This is a genomic window from Bacteroides sp. D20, from assembly GCF_003436255.1.
Taxonomy (GTDB): Bacteria; Bacteroidota; Bacteroidia; order Bacteroidales; family Bacteroidaceae; genus Bacteroides; species Bacteroides uniformis.
On record NZ_QSOO01000011.1, the window covers coordinates 42,534 to 59,348 of the forward strand.

Annotated in this window: 13 protein-coding genes; 1 reads left to right on the forward strand and 12 read right to left on the reverse strand. The window is 48.9% G+C overall.

What is annotated here, in order from left to right:
* Nucleotides 1-3: 3 nt before the first annotated feature.
* The 9 genes from DXD78_RS12400 to DXD78_RS12440 form a co-directional block, all read right to left on the reverse strand.
* Nucleotides 4-1,176: a glycosidase gene (locus DXD78_RS12400; protein WP_009037804.1), complete on the reverse strand. Its 1,173-nt coding sequence runs from the start codon at nt 1,174-1,176 to the stop codon at nt 4-6.
* A 22-nt stretch (nt 1,177-1,198) separates the two neighbouring features.
* Complete coding sequence (locus tag DXD78_RS12405; protein ID WP_009037803.1) at nt 1,199-2,314, reverse strand: glycoside hydrolase family 26 protein; 1,116 nt, start codon at nt 2,312-2,314, stop codon at nt 1,199-1,201.
* Nucleotides 2,315-2,445: 131 nt separating this feature from the next.
* On the reverse strand, nt 2,446-3,906 hold the full coding sequence (locus DXD78_RS12410; RefSeq protein ID WP_227741004.1) for a hypothetical protein: 1,461 nt from the start codon (nt 3,904-3,906) through the stop codon (nt 2,446-2,448).
* A gap of 10 nt (nt 3,907-3,916) precedes the next feature.
* A complete protein-coding gene (locus DXD78_RS12415) occupies nt 3,917-5,683 on the reverse strand; it encodes a DUF6057 family protein (RefSeq protein ID WP_005824995.1) in 1,767 nt (588 codons plus the stop codon).
* A gap of 50 nt (nt 5,684-5,733) precedes the next feature.
* Nucleotides 5,734-7,209, reverse strand: a complete 1,476-nt coding sequence (locus DXD78_RS12420) for a PD40 domain-containing protein (protein ID WP_005824996.1) — start codon at nt 7,207-7,209, stop codon at nt 5,734-5,736.
* A 3-nt stretch (nt 7,210-7,212) separates the two neighbouring features.
* Nucleotides 7,213-8,664 carry a DUF6057 family protein gene (locus DXD78_RS12425; protein WP_005824997.1) on the reverse strand — a complete coding sequence of 484 codons (1,452 nt, stop codon included), beginning with the start codon at nt 8,662-8,664 and terminating at the stop codon, nt 7,213-7,215.
* Nucleotides 8,636-9,250 (reverse strand): DUF4369 domain-containing protein, encoded by a 615-nt coding sequence (locus DXD78_RS12430; RefSeq protein WP_009037800.1) that lies wholly within the window; start codon nt 9,248-9,250, stop codon nt 8,636-8,638. The genes DXD78_RS12425 and DXD78_RS12430 overlap by 29 nt, the downstream gene beginning before the upstream one ends.
* A 79-nt stretch (nt 9,251-9,329) precedes the next feature.
* Nucleotides 9,330-10,457 (reverse strand): Rid family hydrolase, encoded by a 1,128-nt coding sequence (locus tag DXD78_RS12435; RefSeq protein WP_034529303.1) that lies wholly within the window; start codon nt 10,455-10,457, stop codon nt 9,330-9,332.
* A gap of 260 nt (nt 10,458-10,717) precedes the next feature.
* The gene (locus DXD78_RS12440) at nt 10,718-12,046 is read right to left on the reverse strand and encodes a VapE domain-containing protein (protein WP_009037798.1); all 1,329 of its coding nucleotides are present in this window, start codon (nt 12,044-12,046) and stop codon (nt 10,718-10,720) included.
* 358 nt (nt 12,047-12,404) lie between these two features.
* Here DXD78_RS12440 and DXD78_RS12445 point away from each other — a divergent pair, with 358 nt between their 5' ends.
* Nucleotides 12,405-13,046 carry an HU family DNA-binding protein gene (locus DXD78_RS12445; RefSeq protein WP_005834825.1) on the forward strand — a complete coding sequence of 214 codons (642 nt, stop codon included), beginning with the start codon at nt 12,405-12,407 and terminating at the stop codon, nt 13,044-13,046.
* 321 nt (nt 13,047-13,367) lie between these two features.
* On the opposite strand, the gene DXD78_RS12450 is transcribed toward DXD78_RS12445, so the two are convergent.
* From DXD78_RS12450 to DXD78_RS12460, 3 genes are all read right to left on the reverse strand, one after another.
* Complete coding sequence (locus DXD78_RS12450; RefSeq protein WP_005825006.1) at nt 13,368-14,090, reverse strand: hypothetical protein; 723 nt, start codon at nt 14,088-14,090, stop codon at nt 13,368-13,370.
* 70 nt (nt 14,091-14,160) lie between these two features.
* Nucleotides 14,161-15,018: a hypothetical protein gene (locus DXD78_RS12455; RefSeq protein WP_005834823.1), complete on the reverse strand. Its 858-nt coding sequence runs from the start codon at nt 15,016-15,018 to the stop codon at nt 14,161-14,163.
* Between the two features lie 26 nt (nt 15,019-15,044).
* Nucleotides 15,045-16,814, reverse strand: a complete 1,770-nt coding sequence (locus DXD78_RS12460) for a RagB/SusD family nutrient uptake outer membrane protein (protein WP_005825008.1) — start codon at nt 16,812-16,814, stop codon at nt 15,045-15,047.
* Nucleotide 16,815 lies beyond the last annotated feature (1 nt).

Here is a 16,815-nt window from a genome sequence, read left to right on the forward strand (position 1 = left end):
TTATTATTTCATTATCTGCAAATTCTTGTCTATCAGCTTCTTCAACGTTTCTACCGAAGCTGATGAAGACAAGCCGTCAGCAGGCGTATTCATGCAATAGTCCACCAGCTTATCAATGGTAGAGGTAGCCACATGCATCCGCGTGTCGGAAGAAGCGTAGTAGATGAATACTGTTCCGTCTTCGTCGGCAATCCAGCCGTTGGTGAAAAGTACATTGCTTACGTCACCTATACGCTCCTCACCCTCGGGTACCATAAAGGCCCCACCGGGAGTGGCAATCAGTTTCGTCGGGTCTTCCAGGGAAGTCATGTACATATAAAGCACATAACGCAATCCGGCGGCACAACCGCGGACACCATGAGCCAGATGCAACCAGCCTTTCGGAGTCTTGATGGGATGCGGACCTTCACCATTCTTCACCTCCTTGATGGTGTGATAGTAGCGCCGGTCGATAATCTTCTCTTCCTTCACCTCGGCATGGGTTATGTCGTCCACCAGCGCCCAGCCGATACCACCACCGCTGCCGGCATCAATAAAGCCATCCTGCGGACGGGTATAGAGGGCATACTTGCCATCTACAAACTCCGGGTGCAGCACCACGTTGCGCTGCTGACTCCTGGTCTTCAGGTCGGGCAGGCGTTCCCAGTTCTTCAAATCCTTGGTGCGGGCAATGGCAGCTGTAGCCGTAGCCGAGGACAAATCACCGGCAGGCGCATTGTCGTCGTGGCGTTCGGCGCAGAAGATACCGTAAATCCAGCCGTCCTCATGAGCCGTGAGGCGCATGTCGTATACATTCGTTGCCGGAATCGCGTCTTCGGGCATGGTGATGGGATAATCCCAGAACCGGAAATTATCAATGCCGTTGGGACTCTCGGCTACGGCAAAGAACGACTTACGGTCAGCGCCCTCTACACGTACCACCATCAGATACTTGCCATTCCACTTAATGGCCCCCGAATTCATGGTCGCATTCATACCGATACGTTCCATCAGGTACGGGTTGGACTTCTCATCCAAATCATACCGCCAGAATACAGGTGTATGAGCAGCCGTCACTACCGGATATTTATAGCGGGTGAATATGTCATTGCCGTCTTCCACGGCCACATTCTTTCTCGTAATCAACTCTTCGTGTTTCTGAAAGAGCCTCTCTACCTTTTCTTTAAAAGCTTCCATGTCTGTTATATTGATTGTTTGTTTATTGATACAGATTTACATCAGCTGCAAACAGCGTCTTGGGATTGTTATAGAACTCCACAAAATCCTCCGCAGATGTCTGTCCCGGATAGGGGGCATAGTAATGGGTCACCTTTTCACGGGCATTGCGCCACACCAGCACATAGGCAAGCGGATATTTCTCCAACGCAGGCAGCAGAGTACCAGTCCACCATTTGGCATCGGGAATTCCTTCGTAACCGGTTTCGGTCACAGCAATCACCTTATTGTGTGCTTTCCCTACACTGTTGATAATGGAAAGTGCCCTATCCATCCCGGCAAGATAGGCATCCCGATCGAACTGATAGGTATCGAAACCGATAACGTCTATCAACTCATCGCCCGGATACTTCTTCAAATATTCCGTCGTGTCCTTGGGTTCCGTGCCCGGAGAGTAAGCATAAAGTGCATTGTCCACTCCTTTGGCCTGCAGAGTATCCACTGTCATGTGCCACAATGCCTTATACTCTTCAGGGGTACACAGTTTTTCGCCCCACCAGAACCAGCTGCCGCTGTGTTCGTGCCAGGGACGGAAAAGTACGGGTATCTTCACGCCGTCCGCCGTCTTCAACGAATGAAGGAAATCGGCCACTCCTCCCAACCAGCCGGCAAATTTCTGGTGATTCTCGCCACCAGGCAAGATGGACTTCACCACCGTCGTATCCGATACATCCCAGGCATCACCGCCCGTCTTGGGATTGCGCGCATGCCAACTGAGCGAAACCATGCCGCCCCGCTGATACTGATTGATTATCTCTTTCCTGATTTTATCGAAGGGAACCTTATCCAGATTGGCGGCATTCCCAAGTTCCAGCTCTCCCAAATCAAAGCTGATAACAGCCGGATAGTCGCCACACACGCTTTTCACATCCGAACGGCCTTCCTCACCTTCCCAGCCGATACCATATACCGTATCGTCATGATGGCCGAGCATGATACCTTTGGAAGGGATTTTTTTCAAGTTAGCCAGTAAGTTCTCCGTTTCCTGCGTACGCGCAGCAGCCGTCTCTTCATTCACACTCTGTTCTTTCTTGGAAGAACCGCAGGCGGTCAACAGACTTGCCGCCAGAATCATCATAGCAAATTTTACTTTTCTCATATCCATGTTTTTCAATCTGGTATTGTTATTGGTAACACTAATTCCTGGCACAAAGATAGCGGATTGCACCAAGAGAAAATGATACAATTTTATCCCTTTACTGTATTAAAAAACAGAATATAAAAAACGTATCATCTAACTTTCACCGGAACGCGCTTCCGCGAGACAATTCCCCGTTCCACTTTCCGGCGTTCCAGCTTCACCGGTTCGCTTGTAAAATCGGGAACATTGTACGAGTAGACCAGACGGTCGTAATACTCCCAAGGATTTTCCTGAGGAAGCAGGAAAGGCTTGCCCACCACCCCATTCTCATCCATACTTGCCAGATACAGACGGGTATAAAGCCCATCTCCCCTGCGGCTACTGAACACAAACCATCGGGAGTTACTGCTCCAGTTATGGAAACTTTCCGTATCATCGCTGTTCACCTCCTTTATGGGACGCATACCGCCATCCTTCAAATCCAACAGCCATAAATCGGCTTCTTTATGCCAAATTGAGAAATTCCCGTAATCCGACAAAGTAAACATGATATACTCACCGTCGTACGAGGGCCTCGGGAAGGAGATGCTTTTCTTCATAGCTGCCGCATTGACCAGCGTATCTATCGTTTCGCCAAATGTCCCGTCTTCCGGATTGAAATCTATACTACACAAGCTATAACGTATTTCCTTATATTCTGCCGGTATCGGCTTGGCCTCCGCAGCACAGAAATACAGTTTGCGTCCGTCCGGTGAAAATACTGGAAAGGTTTCGAAGACTTCCTTCTTCTGAAGCAAGGGAGAGAGCAGTAATTCATGTGTCTCGGGATGATAGATCAGTACATCCGATTCCAAGTCGAGCACTTCCACACGCTCATCCTTCACCGCATGGAAAGACTGGCGCGTATTGTTGACGGAATAGGCAATGAATTTTCCGCTTGGATGCCAATAGGGGTATACACCCGCAGAGAGAGTGGAATCCGTTTTCGTATCCAGCATTTCGCGCTTCCCGTCTATCTGCATCAAGGTCCCTCCGTTCTTTCCACGGATATGCAGGCTCAGATGGTCCGGATTTGTTTTGTTGAAAGCATGACAATTCAGGCACATGCCCGGCACCATGGTATTCTCCAGCAAGGGACGCTCCTCGAACGAAGCAAGGTCACGCTCATAAATGCCCATCTTGCTATAAACTTCATATCCGGGAGCCAGCTTGCGGTATACCACCCCATAATCTATAGGATACGGACTGACATACATGGGAAAAGAGCGGTACTGTTTCCACTCGCCGTCTTTCCGGATACATACCGTAAACAGAAGGCTATCACCCTTGTTCTCCTCCAAAAGCTCTTGCCATGCATCTTGCGGAAATGATACTATTTTATCATTTACGTGCATCTCTCCGGACTTTCCTCCGGTCACGGTCACATCCACACGTTCGTACGCTCCACCAATACAATTGAAATTCATAGGAGCAATGGTTGCAGGAATAGTCACACCGATATAGTCGGGATAGATATCCGGCCATTCATCCACCCTTTCCGGGGAAGTCACCGGATTGCCGCAAGCGGCAAACCACCATGCAGCCATTATGCAAACAGCTATATTCTTCATCTTTTTCATTTTACTTTCTTAGTAGCAAATAATTCCAGTATGTACTGCCGAAACGCGCCTCCAACATCTGCCGGGCATTCTGCTGCGAGGTATATATCCGCGCAAATTCCGTTACATCCCGCACCACTTGGGGCGAAATGCTCCACGGCATACCCTGGAAGTTCTTGTGCGTCTGTGTCCATACATATATCAACGCCTCTTGATAGCTGCGGGGAATATGGTCGTAGCCGGCATGCTTACCCAGCGGATAGTACTTCATGAAACGTTCCAAATCACGTTGCTGCAGGACATAGGCCAGCATATACTCAAATGCCATCCGGTTCCGGTGGTTGTGCTGGTAAAGCAGCCCCAGCATGATGTCCGTTTCCTGGCTGCTGAACAAGAAGTCTTCCGTATAGCGTATCTGCCTTAACCAACCCCACTCCTTGTGGGCATTGATTTTTTCCTCATTATACAGATAGGTCATGGCATCCTCTGCCCAATCCCTGTAGAAGATTGTCTTCCTCAACAAACGCAGGTACTTGGCTGCCACTTCGTATTGCCCGTTTATCAGGTTCGTCTCTGCCAGACGCTTGAAGCAACGGCCACTCTTGTTGAAGTTAGGTATGGCCTCCATCGCCTCAAAAGTGAAACGCTGTGCCGTATTGACCATACCCAAATGATAGTATGCCTCACTGGTGGGCAACGGAGAAGTAAAATCACGCTGAAACTCCGGCAGCAGCCCTTCCGTCCCGTTCTGGTAAAACTCGAACATACGGTCGCCCATCTGTCCCGTCTTTCCCAAAGCAAGATTCAGGCAGGTCACGCCGAAAGGTGAAACCGGTGACTTCTCTTCTGCCTTTTCTATAATCTCCTGCCATTGTTTATTACGTACCAGCTGGTCATACTCCATCGCTTCCTCTTTATCCATATCGCAACCGGCCGCCACGTAGTAATAGCCGAACAATGTTACCGCCACCACTTGCAGAACTCCATAAAATACCGGCTTCTTCTTCAAAGCGGGCAAAGCGGACAGCAGGAAGGGGAGAACAACCAGTAATACGGCAAGCCCTATCTCTATCCAGGGAATCACTGCCGGGAAACGGTAATATCCTATACCACCCATCAGACGGTAAATGGGGAATTGTACCCACATGCTTGCCAATAGCGGACAACCGATACCCCACAATCCTACACCCCAGAACACTCCGACACCACCCCAGAAATTCTTACCTTTAAGATTCAACCGGAACTCGCGTACAATCACCCAGCCCATAAAGATGAAGTGTGCCGCACCCGCTGTCCAGTAAAGCAGCGGAAGGACTATCAGAATGTATGCCACACGCTGCCACTTCCCTTTCAAATCCGCATACCAGCAGGATGCAGACAATGCTAACAGCAGAGCCACCACCAATGACAGCATCGCATTTTCATCACCCATGAAATGCCACAAGACAATGATGGGCAGAAAACTCAGCGGATAATACACATCAGCCGCACCCTGCTCCTTCGCCAGTTTCCAAACCAACCGTTGCAACAACACGTACAAAAAAGCCAGAATACAAGCTCCCGCCCACACGTGATAATAGAACTGCGTCAGATACTCAGCGATATAATCGGCCAACCCACCGGGAACCACTATCCGTTCCCACCAGTAGTCGGCATCGAACAAGAAAAGCTGGAACTGCTCCTGATAGGAAATATGGGCCGGATATACGCTTCCCCAAAAGAGAAGCACCGCTACGCCAAAAAGTATCGACAACCCTATCTTCCAAGTCTTTTTCAGAAATAAGAACATTTACTATTTACAATTTATTATTTACAATTTGGTACTCTCTGTATGTCTTGTCATTTGAATTCCTCAGCCTTCAGTTGCCGGTTTATCCGCTTGATGGAAGAAGCATCAAAAGGAACGGGAGTAGCCGACAAATCGGGAATATTGTAGGATTTCAATGTCAAATCGTCTTTTTCAGGGTCCGACTGGGGTAGCACAAAAGGCTTATGCGCCTTCCCTTCAGCATCCAGATAGGCAAAATAAACCCGCCCGTACTGCCCGTCACCCCGCTTGCTGGCAAAGGCAAACCAACGGCTGCCTGACGACCAACTGTGATAAGTGTCCGAACGGCTGGAGTTGACCATTGGCAGGGAGTCGATGGCGCCCGTCTGCAAATCCATCAGCTGCAATTCCGTCTCCCGGTGCCAAATGGGGAATGTTCCATAATCAGCAACGGTATAAAGCAGGTAGCGTCCGTCCGGTGAGGCTTTCGGATGACACACGGAGCCTTTCTCCAGCCGGGCATTCCAAAGGGTATCCACGCGGTCACCCCATGCGCCGTGATTGGCATCGAACGCAATGCGGCAAAGCGAATAGCGTAATTGCTGTACGCTGTCCGGCAATGGCACAGTCGGAGCTGAGCAGTAATATATCCATTTCCCATCGGCAGAGAATGTGGGAAAAGTTTCCAATACGGTGGAATCCGCCGTAAGCGGAGATAGAATCATCCGGTTTCCGTCAAAATCGGCGACAGCCAAATCGGAGACGGTATCGTAAACTTCCAGACGGCGGTTACTTTCCGTATGGAACATGGGAATAATCACATTAGACGAGAACACACCATACCGCCCGTCAGGATGGAAATCCCCGTAGACAGCCGCAGATATCATCTGTTCATTCTTCAAGGCAAGCTTACGGAGCTTGCCGTCACGGTTCAGGACAGTCCCCCCTCCCTCACCCCGAAGATGGAACATCGAAAGGTTGCCACTATTTCCTCCGTGCACATGACAGTTCATGCACTTGCCGTCTGTCTGACTGTTATCCGCCAAAATACGCTCTTCGAAATTCTCAATACAACGTTCACGTATCTGCAAGGTATTCCATACCTCATAACCGGGCTCTATCAGACGGTAACTGACATAGGCGTCAAGCTTGTCCGCCACTACCTGCCATGCAAAGGAAGGATAGCGCAGCCAGCGGCCGTCGGTACGGGCAGTAACAGTTACTTCCAAAGTATGTTCCTTCTCCGCTTCAAGCAATGCACGCCAAGCTTTCAAGGGGAATATCGCCTTGTTCCCGCGCGCATTTATCTCCAAGCTGTCCGATGCTCCCTTTACACTCACGCATACCGCATCCACCCCTTCATTCCGCACAAGGAAATTCAAAGGAGCCACATTGTAGGGAATGGTTACATCCTGATATTCCGGATAGAGCATCAATAACCGGTCTGCAGGCTGTACAGACTCCGGACGGGGACTGCAAGCATATAGGCAGTAGCACAGTAACAGCCCCACAACAACTTGTATATATTTCATATCTATGTTCATCATAAATCACTTCCCCTTTTTCATCGTAGCATAGTGGAAATAAAACCAATATGTTTTTCCGTATTTGGCTTGCAAAGGGGCACCATTACCACCATTCGCCTCGTACAGTCGGGTATAATCGCCAAATTCATCCAATACTTGAGGCGGTATATTCCATTTTTCCACTTCATCCAACGAAGCCTTTTTCCCGGCAAGATAGATAAGTAAACCTTCGGCATACAATCTGGAAGGAAACTTCTTTGCAGCAAACTCCCGATAATCTCCGGCGAAAGCCCCAATATCCTTATTCAGCAAATCAAAGCAGAGAAGGTAATCGCATGCCAACGTATTATCAGGATTGTTACGCAACAGATGACGAAGTGAAAGCGGAATGTCGGCAGAAGAACGCAAAGTATCCGTTGCAGGCAACAACAACCGCTTCCGTTCCAGCCATTGGCAGACTTCGGCCGTCTGTTTTCCGGGAATACGTCGTTCTGCCCAATCACGGTAACACATTGTCTTTTGCAGGAGACGAAGATATTTCATAGCCGCCGCCTCATCACCGTTCACCAGGTTGATTTCCGCCAAACGCTTGACAGCTCTTGCCCCGGTGTGGTGCGGAGAAAAAATCATTCCCAGAATGGCGGCATGTTCAGCCATCGTCATATCTCCCAACGCAAACCAGACTTCATTGGCTGCATAAATAGTGAGGTAGGTAGAATGGGGAGCCACAGGCAGAAACAGCCCTTGCGAAGCCGGTTGATAACCATCCATCAGCCGGTCGGGAAGCCGGTTCTGCTGTGCATTCAGCAAATTATAATAATAGGCAGTGAACGGAGAGCGGTATTCACCCTCCACCAACAGTTTCCGTACTTTTTCCGAACGGCCGAAATACATTTCCGAATCCAACGCCAAAAGATATTCCCGCCCTAAATCGGGCATATTGTACCATCGTGACGACCAATCGCCACAGCCAAACAGCCAATAGCCGGACAATACCGCCAATATGCTTACCGGTAAGCCCGACTTCCACGAACGTCGCATGCAGCTACGGCACAACAACAAAACACCTCCGATACCGGTTAAAGCGATTGTGCCGGAAAGCGGATAACTCAATCCGCATTGCCTTCCTGCCTCCCAAGCCACCGCCAACACCGTAGGAATCCACGCCCAACGTCCCATGTACGGAGCCAACAAACGAAACACCACCACTCCCCAAAGCAACAGCACGACAGCCATTATGGTCGGGCCACCCCCTTCGTAATAAAAGAATTGAGTGAGGAAATCTCCTGACAGACGTGCCAGAGCCGCCGGATGCCGCAGATACCCGGCCAATGGTTCGGTGGCAAGCAAAAAGAGCTGTGTCTGCTCCCGATGGAACAGATGATAGGGCAATATCCGGAAGAAAAAAAGAAACAACGCCAAAGCACCGATTCCTGCCGCTCCCCATTCAATGTATTTCCTTCTGCAAGCTTTCATCCAACAGTTTTTGTTGTTCTTCCGTCAAGGAGCCACGCACCATCTTCCGCATGAATGTCCCCAACGTATTGTTTCCCTGCTCTTTCAAAAACAGAAAGTTCGTTTCCTGCTCCTGCATCCTCAGACTGTCACGTATCTGTGTCAGATGCAGTGAATCTTTTCCGGTGGCATTCCGTAATCCCATCCGGATGAAATGGTAAGCCTCTTGCGTCTTTTCCCTCCCCTCTTTCCATTTCTGAAGGGCATCATTTTGTGGAGTGCCCGTTACCGAGCCGACAGAGTCGGCCTTCACATGTATGGTTCCCGGCTCCGTCACCACCAGCAGTTCCTGGATGTAGATACGCAGCAGATGGCGCAGACGCAACACCCTCATCTCCTCCCCTTGTCCGGAAAAAGAAAAAGAGGCATTGGTTATCTTTACAGAATCCACCCGCCCCGGCGCATTCTCCATCGGCACGAGGTATATCCATTCCCCGTCGTATTTCACCGACGGCAACGTTCCTTCAATCACATAATTCTGTCTGGAATTTTCACAACTTGCCCAAAGAAGGCAACTGATACAGAAAAACAAGATACGTGTTTTCATCCTTATACATTAGAATTTCAACAAAGGTAGGCGTTTACCAACTGTCAGCCTAATATTCAATTAACCAAAGATAATATTTTTAATCAGAGATTTTCTTCACCGCCATACACTCCATTTCCACCAGCCAGCCCGGACGACAGACGGGAGCCAGCGTAATCACTCTCGGCGTATCGGGAAAACGCTTGTCAAACATCTCTTTCACTACAGCATAGTCCGCAATATCACGCAGATAGACAATGATATGCCCTACATCTCCAAAGCCGCAGTCAGCCTCCTTCAGCAGAGCCTCCACATTCTCCCACATCCGTTCTGTCTGACGGTGTACATCTCCGGCATACATCACTTCCCCACGGTTGTTGATACTCGCCGTACCGGAAATGAGTACTTGCCGACGGTCGTCGTAATCCACCGCCGTTCCCCGTTCGAAACTGACTCCATACTCATAAGTGGGGTTCAGGTGTGTGCGGGCATAGAGATATTTGATTTGTCCGGGCTTTAATCCCGCTACAGCAAAAGCGTCAAGCATCACCAATGCTTTCGGATCGGCATGACGCCCACCGATACCGGTACTGGCAATATAGTGCGTGTTCTCCGTCAAGTTCTGGGTGACGAACATCTCATTGCGTGCCTTGACTACACCGGCATAATTGCAATCCACATTCTGCACAAATATCCAGGTACGCAGGCAATTGTCGGCCAGAGTACACCCTTCCTCCATCAGTTGCATGGCATAGTCGTTGAGCAAAAGACGCATCTGGTATTCCGAATTGGCGGCACGGTTGAAGCTGCCTCCCATCCAGAGCTGGCGGTAAACACCGTGTTTCACTTCATACAGTCCGTTCGGCAGCACTCGTGTCTGCACATCGGTCTGCAGATAGGCCCACAAAGCAATCTTGGTACCATCCAGCGGAGGCTGTTCCACCACAGACAGCGCGCAATCGGAGCTTTCCGCCGTAGCGGCAAGCAACAGTTCCGCTTGGTTGGCGGCATCACTCAGGAAGTATCTTTTAAAAACCGCCACGGCTCCGGACAGTTCTTTTTTCAGTAAAGCGGCATACGCATCCAACACGACATTCATCTGTTCACGATAGGTCTGTTTCGGGTCAGTGGCATGTATCATCACATGGTATTCCGTCACTCCGCCGGTCACAACAAATGCAGCCACTTCCGCCCTGCCTGAAGGATAAGAATATGATGTGTATTTCATATCATTAACAAGAGATTGTTTCAATCGCAAAGATAAGTTTTTTATCTGACAAGGAGTAGTGAAAATCGCAACTTTCGCTTGTTTTGTTCTTATAAAAAAGTTACTTTTATAGAAATCTATAAAATATACAGTTATTATGAGCGAAAATATTTATCCCATCGGCATCTACAACCTGAATTAATAGGAATCTATGTCAATCCGTAATGAGACTATAAACCGGCTTTCTCTTCCTTCACCCCTTCACCTTTCGCATTATTTCCCTATCGTTCAACCCTTTCCGGTGAAACTTCTTTTTTCCTTCTCACCACCTCGTACACATTGCCGTACTTCGTATGCCGGCGTTTCAGTCCCGCCCGCAACAGCACCGAGCCGAACTGCACGGGATTGCTGCCACGCATCAGGGCGGGATGCTTTTTTTGCAACTCGTCAAAGATGTCGGCGGCAGTCAGGTCGATGCTCTTCTCTGCCGGAAGCGGGGCACGGAACAAGCTGCGAACCGCCTCCTCGGCAAGGCTGACACGATAGAAAGCCTCGTTGTGCCGTTGCAGTTCCTCCTCCTCCGACTTGGTGAACCAGCTGCGCCGTCCGGCAATGAGTTCCGCTTTCAGTTGGGCGAAAATCCGGTCGTGCTCTATGCCGGTGCAGTCGATGTCGTGCTTCACCTCGATGCAGAGGAAGCGCCGGCTCCCCGTGGGGTCGGTCAGCAGGTCGAAGCGGTTGCTGGTGCCGATGAACGAGGCGATGCGGGGCAGTTGCCTGAAGTTCTGCTGATAGGCCTTGCGGATGTTGAGCACCGACATCTGCATCAGGTTTTTCAGCAGCGGCATCTTGCTTTCGGCATACTTGTCGAACTCGTCCATATTGAGCAGCCCCATTTCCGCCAGCATCCTTTCAGCTTGTCCCTGCGAGGTCAGTTTCAGGTTGTCGGCATAGTAACGCGTCAGCACGTCAGGCATCAAGGCGCGGCAGAAGCTGGATTTCCGTCGTCCCTGCTCGCGGCTGACGAGAACGGGAGCCACGCTGTTGGCATGCAGTCCGGACACGCCCATCCATTGCGAGGCAAGCCCCAGCATCCAGGTATGGAATCCCCGCACCCAGTGGAGCCGGGAAGAGACGCGGCAGGCAAGCGCAGTCAGCCGGTCCTTGCCGTCCCAATCGGGCAGTTCGTCCATGTAGAGCAGGAAGGGATGGTAGGCAGGGATGTAAGTGGAATAGACGTATCGGTTCAAGTCCTTGTCCCAGCAAGGAATACCTTCGGCATGGGCTTCGATGCAGAAAGTGTTCAACTCGCGCTTGCCCACGGGGGTGAAGGCGGCAGAGCGTTGTCCGGCGGGGCGGAACTCGGTTTCATCCGTCAGCAGATTATAGCGAAAGTCGTAGCGCGAAGTGAGGAACTCCTCGATGTCGCCGCTCAGTGCAGTCACGGTGCTTGCGGCTTTCGCGCTCCGGCGGCGCTTTTCTTCCCGCTCCTCCCGGTTTCGGTCGGTCGTTTCTTTTTGTGCGTGTTTCAGCCTTTCGGAAAAGGCTATCAGTTGTCCCGCCTCCTTCAAGAGCCGGTGTTGCTGCAAAGTCATCAGTTTTTTCTTCATAAGTATTTTTATTAAAATGATTATTGGGAGGTTCCGGGGAAGGGAATCATCCTTTCTTTCCTCTCGCCTCTTCGCCAAAGTTACTGCCTGCCGAGGGCGTTTTGCAAGCCATTCTCCGATTATTCTTCAAAAATCATTCCTGCTGACAAACATACCTATTTATGCTGCGGAACCCTTTATTTTCAGTATATTTGCACGGTTCCTTACAAGTGAACGCCCCGGGTCGTCCAATCGACTGACTTAGGTCGTTCAATCGAACGACCCGGGTTATTCGTTCGGCCGACCGGAGTCGTTCACTTACAGGAAGACACTTCCGAGGGAAGAAACAAGTATGTTGAACGCACTAAAACCTATTGATATGGCAATACTATATGACTGGTACGAGAATCCGGGCACTAATGAGGAAGCCCCTGAAGAGAGAGGCCTCCATCCCCGCCCGTTGCTCAACGGGAAAGTAACCATGCGGCAGCTCTACAACCGCGTGCATGCCCGCAGCTCGCTCACGGTGGGCGACGTGATGAACGCGATAGACTGCCTGGCGCAAATTTGCGGCGAAGAACTGCGCGACGGCCACGAGGTGCACATCGAAGGGCTGGGCTACTTCGCCCCCACCCTGGAAGCCACACAGAAAGTGACCCGCAGCACCCCGAACAAGCACCTGAAACTCCGGCTGAAAAGCATCAGCTTCCGTCCCGACGTCAGGCTGAAACAAGCGATGACGGGAGTCAATGCCATCCGCAGTAAATACACCCGCCACTCCCTGAAGCTTTCGGAAGTGGAGATAGACATGAAGCTGAAAGAATACTTTGCCGACCACGACGTGCTGATTCGCAGTGACTTCCAAGCGCTCTGCGGCATGGCGCGCACCACCGCGAACGTCCACCTGAAACGGTTGCAGCAAGAGGGCAAGCTGAAGAATGTGGGGAAGCCCACGCAACCCATCTACCGGGCCATGCCGGGATACTACGGCGTGTCGCGCGATGCAAAGGCGGGGCGATGAGGGTGGAAAGCGGTTTCACCGGGAAAGCCAATGAACAGGAGGATGGGAGAAGGAGGTGAAGGAGATGCAGGGATAAAAAGAAACATTCTGCGCCCTGAAATCAGGGGTAATACAAAAAGGAATGTGAATTGCATCCGGAAAGGCAATAGAGAATGAATGCGAAAAGGCGAATCTCACGACTCGCCTTTTCCTGATTTAACCATTAAACAATTGTACTATTCGGTTAATGCATTTACAATTATCCGATGTTACGGGCGACTAATAAAGTCGGGGGGGTAACGACAACTGCTTTGAGTTGAATAATTCATTTATAGATTATTCTTAAAGTGCCTTTTTAGAAAACACAATGGAGAAGAATGACGCAGGAACTGTGAAAGTCCTACCAGCAGAAAGCGGTTGTCTAACATTTCCATACTCCAAATAAATATAATTTCCATTGGTAGCACTCAAAGATTTTATAGTGTATGTGCCTGGCTTAATGTAAAAGTAATGAGCACCGCCTATATGTCCGGTATAATTAAAGATACCATATTCTTTTTTGTCAGAATCAACCAACACCCCACCGCCGTTTGTCTCTATTCCATACACTTTCATTATATTGTAACCTACTTTGGAAGGAGGAACATTATCATCAGTACCCGATGCTTGAACAATACTTGGAGTAGAGATTGTTCCTATATAATTTAAAGAAATATAGCCACCTCCTGTCACTTCGAAAATTGTACCAACCGTAAGTGCGCCCCAATTAGATTGTGCTGTACAATCCTCTAAAGCGACCACGCGGTAAACGCCATAAGCCAAGAAATAACAATATGGAGCAGCATTTGGGGTAGTAGTTCTCAAAACATACTGTTGACCACTTTCGTCACAAACAGTTATGCTTACGGCTACCGAAGCGTCAGCACCTCCTATCGGAAGTACAACCCGAGCATATCCGGTTGGTGTGGGAGGTACATTACTATCCATTGTATACGGTCCCAAAACATCCGCTTTAACAAAAAGAGCACAGAAGAACAGTAATATCAAAAAGAAAGTTCGTTTCATTGTTGCATTTTTTTAATTAGTAATAAAAGTATACGAGTGGTCGTTACCCACCCGTACCTTTCAATATTAACTATTTTTTCTTGAAGTTCCAGAACCATGCCGTACCCCAAGCGCCAGCACCGGGTTCAGGAGCACAAAGACGAAGTTCATCTTCTGTAATCTTCAAAATATGATACTCATACTGACGTGCATTTCCTTGATTCGGCTGTATACCTAACAATGGAATAGTACCAGAGAACTCCATAGTACCTACATCCCAACCGGATTGCACCACATCTTCTGACACCTTGACAGAACCACTTTCACCACGACTTGTCTGAACACCAGTCAAACTAAGTGAGAACCAACCATTTAATCCATCATCAGGCAATCCTTTTCCTACAGCTTGTTCATCAATTTGCCCTCTACCGTTTCCGACATCTCCCACAGCATCACAAATCCACCAACCGGGGCCGGTATTGCCGAGATAACCTCCATTACCCCAACAACCGTCTGCAGCTTCTGTATTCCAGACCCAAGTGGTTGTTCCATAACCACCGTCCGGAGTTGTGCCGAATACATCAGCATAAATAGCGGGAAGATCTGTATACTCCGTTACTGCTATTGATTTGGAAGCCGATTTTGTTATGGAGCCGTCCGAATTAATGGTTGTTACATATACTTGCAATTCTTTATTAGGAGGAGCTACTTGAACCGACGGAGCCGTACCTTCTGCCAACTTGATATCAGACGTAGCATCATAAACCTTCACATAACGTGACGGAGTAGGAACAATCTGAATGTTGTTGTTTCCCTGGTTCTTGGCCACAAGTTCAAAAGTAAGATTTTCCGGTGTGACATTGGGATCCGGACTGATTTCATCCACTATCGGATCGCAAGCCACCAGCAGCATTGCAAACAAAGGTATTGCGAATAATATCTTTTTCATATCTTTTTTCATTTTAAATTCATATTCTATTCTTGCCAACCATTATACTCAGCACTTGCATCCGTATAACCCTCATTTTGTTCTACCTTTCCTTCATTCAGGAGGACTTGGTTTTCGGGAATCTTCTGGAAACCTGCCGTAGCCTTATAACGTGCGGCATAACCACCGTTCTGCGCCACATTACGGCTTTCAGCCCCATTTGTATAAACCTTTGCTCCCGTCTGTCTTTCAAGGGCATCGGCAGCAATATGCCAACGGCGAATATCGTTCCAGCGAGTACCTTCAAAACATAATTCCCAACGGCGTTCATTCTGCAATGCAGCCAACGAATATGTACCAATAGGTTCAAGTCCGGCACGACTACGCACTCTGTTTATACCGGAAACATCTTCCTTCAATTCAGACTGCATCAACAATACATCCGCAAAACGAATCAAAACCAAATCATGAATAGAACCGGTTTGCATCAGATTATCATTAATCCAGCCGTCGGCACCATACATTATCTTCTCAAATACCGGCTCAATCGTTTTATTTCCAGCCGCATCCGTACTATAAGCCATGATAGAACCTATTTTCATCTGATAATAATCCGTTTCTTGGATAAAGCCGTCACCACCACCTTTATTATAACTCGGCATATCCTCCGTCTTGAATACGGAGGCCGGACGACGGGCATCATCTTGTTCTGCCACACTCCAATCATTATAAAAATTGGGAGCTACAGGACCGGCACCCCATCCTTGTCCGAAGGGGAAAGAATTGGCCTGATCATTGCCACGTACACCAAAATGCAGAGCATAACCGTTACCATAACCGATAGTAGTGCTCCAAGATGCAAGTTTATTATATTTAATGGCAAACATGGATTCGGGATTTACCGCTGCATCATCTTCTACCCACTTCAATCCCTGACCGGCAGTAAACGGAAAATCTTCTACCGTACATTTATTGGTATATGCCCACAAATTACGAAACTCAGGAACAAGACTATAACCAGAATTATTCACACAATCATCAATATACCCAACCACATCCTGCTTGGTCAAAGTTGTCCCATCAGGCAAATCAACTGAAGTCAACGGACTATAGTTCGTACTAACCAAATCGTTCAGAGTTTCACCATTGCCATACATACCAGTATAATACAACCAAGCACGTCCTAACATAGCTTCAGCCGTATATTTATCAACATGCCCATCCGACTTGCGAACAGCCGGCATATTTGCAGCCGCATCGCGAAGATCCTGCAGAATCTGCCCCCAGATAACAGCGGCAGTCGGAGGAGTAGTATCTTCGGGCAACAAAGCAGTAATCACCAAAGGTACGCGCCCATACATGGAAGCCAACTCGTAGTAATAAAAAGCACGAAGGAACTTGGCTTCGCCCTCAGCCTGCGCTCTTACTTCCGGATCCATTTCAATACCAGCAAGAGCCTCCAACAACGTATTGGCACGGTTGATTCCTTGATAGCGAGCCACCCAGTAGTCCTGCGTAGCATTTGTACCCGTATTACAAATAAGGTCCAAAGATTGCATCAACTTATCATTGGGACCACCACCACCCAACATATCATCGCAAGCCAGCAGAGAATTATACAAGAAAGACTGCTGTGGAAAAGCATTGACATTATTCAGGTTCTGATATATGGCAGCTAAAGCCTGATTGGCATCTTCAGCCGTTTTAGGAAAATTGGTCGTATCTTTTTCCGTCAGACTCATCGAGTCCAAGCTACAAGAAGCAAACATTCCTGCTATCATCAAAGCTGCACCTATTAAATATGCTATTTTTTTCATC